We start from the raw sequence: 1,850 nt of genomic DNA, 5'->3' as shown, positions 1-1,850 counted from the left end.
CCGTTTCAATCGTCGAGCAGACCTGTGCGCTCTGATTCCTCGATTACTCAAAGCCGTGATGCAGGCTAAACCTTGTCCAAGAGGGGTATTTCAAGCCTTAATTGAGCAAGAGACATAATCAGGTAAATTTATGCCCTGGGCGCGGATCTTAAAAGAAGGTGAACACGGGCAATGTGGCATTTTAGGCATCTGGCGAAATGCAGAGCGTGATTTAATTTTTGAATACTCCCAGCCCATTGTGAAGCAAGAGCTTGGTTTTTTTGCCCGGCGGGGCAGCCAGTATCAGCTTGGCAACAAAAAGGTACTGGAATCCCTTTCAATTGGCGCAGAGCGCAGCAGTTATTTGCCCCCGGTTTTAAACAACCCGCAGCTACACTTTGATCTGGCATCCAGCCTGCGCACCAATCTGCTAAAGCTTGCCAAAGAGCGCGTAGATATCGCTTATGGCAATAAAGCAGCAGGCCTGTATCTGATCAATACAGATCCAAACCTGCAAAATATCAAATGGCAAAACCCCGGCCTAGAAATCAAAGAAACTTATCTGGCTTTTGCAAAAATCCATACAGAAAAAGAAGCACTGCTCAAAGCGTTTAACCGTGGCATGAACAGTATGAAAGCCGATGGCAGTTATCAAAAGATACTGAATGCGGCAAAGCTGTAATTCAGGCCCGTTTAATTTGAACAGTTTAAGCAAATAGAGCGTTTCACAAGTAGCCGCTTTCCGGGTGTGAAAACTCTGTTTGTTAAAATAATCTAAGGCAATGCCGCTGCCGTGCAATCTGCGCTGATTTGAAAGAATGCGCTGTAAGCCACAAGGAAGACCAACATCTTTGCCCCAGATCAAGCAAATGGCCTTACTTTTTTGCCCAATCCGCTACAAGCAAAGCCCCCCCCTCTCCTCCTTCTGCCCTCTCTCTGCTAAAATCCGCCATTAAACTTCGGCTTTAACAGGACATTCGAGCATGGCAGGTCACTCAAAGTGGGCAAATATTCAGCATCGTAAAGGTCGCCAGGACGCCAAACGCGGCCAGCTCTTTACCCGTCTGATTAAAGAAATTACCGTTGCAGCCAAGATGGGCGGCGCGGAAATTGAAACCAATCCGCGTTTACGTCTGGCGATTGATAAAGCCTACGACGCAAATATGCCTAAAGACAATGTACAGCGGGCCGTTGAGCGTGGTTCGGGCAATCTGGAAGGCGTAGATTACGTAGAATGCCGCTACGAAGGTTATGGCATTGGCGGTGCAGCGGTCATGATCGACTGCCTGACCGATAATAAAGTGCGTACTGTGGCCGAAGTGCGTCATGCCTTTGCCAAGTGCGGCGGCAATATGGGTGCAGATGGCTGCGTATCGTTCCAGTTTAAACACTGTGGCACGCTGATTTTTGCCCCGGGCACACCGGAAGACGCGCTGATGGAAGTCGCGCTGGAAGCGGGTGCAGAAGACATCATCACCAATGATGATGGCTCCATCGAAGTGATTACCCCGCCGTACGAATTTATCACCGTAAAAGAAGCGCTGGAAAAAGCAGGCTTTAAAGCGGAAATGGGCGAAGTCACCATGAAGCCGCAGGCCGAAACCGAGATCCTCGGTGACGATGTGGCCAAAATGCAAAAGCTGCTCGACATGCTGGAGAACCTCGACGACGCACAGGCGGTGTACACCACCGCCGTGATGGACGAAGAAGAGTAATTCCCGCATATCAAAAAAAAAGCCCGCAGAAATTGAACTGACCCCAATTAGTTGGACAGTATAAAAGCTAGGCGCTCAAGGGCTGGGTTCTGTATTGCACAGGACTCAGCCCTTTTAACTTCAGTTTGATTCGGTCGTGGTTATAGTAATGGATGT

Annotated in this window: 3 protein-coding genes; 2 read left to right on the top strand and 1 reads right to left on the bottom strand. The window is 48.9% G+C overall.

The window, feature by feature from the left end; translation table 11 throughout:
• Window positions 1–130: 130 nt before the first annotated feature.
• Both CSQ88_RS22370 and CSQ88_RS22365 read left to right on the top strand, forming a co-directional pair.
• Window positions 131–661, top strand: a complete 531-nt coding sequence (locus tag CSQ88_RS22370; RefSeq protein WP_257212736.1) for a transporter substrate-binding domain-containing protein — start codon at window positions 131–133, stop codon at window positions 659–661.
• A 301-nt stretch (window positions 662–962) separates the two neighbouring features.
• Window positions 963–1,694: a YebC/PmpR family DNA-binding transcriptional regulator gene (locus tag CSQ88_RS22365; protein ID WP_099400259.1), complete on the top strand. Its 732-nt coding sequence runs from the start codon at window positions 963–965 to the stop codon at window positions 1,692–1,694.
• Window positions 1,695–1,761: 67 nt separating this feature from the next.
• Here the strand turns inward: CSQ88_RS22365 and CSQ88_RS22360 are convergent.
• On the bottom strand, window positions 1,762–1,850 hold an 89-nt coding region (locus CSQ88_RS22360; RefSeq protein WP_143449507.1), incomplete at its 5' end, for an IS3 family transposase.

The sequence above is a fragment of the Iodobacter sp. BJB302 genome (genome assembly GCF_002735645.1).
In the GTDB taxonomy this organism is placed as follows: Bacteria; Pseudomonadota; Gammaproteobacteria; order Burkholderiales; family Chitinibacteraceae; genus Iodobacter.
This window is presented reverse-complemented; position numbering and strand designations above follow the sequence as displayed.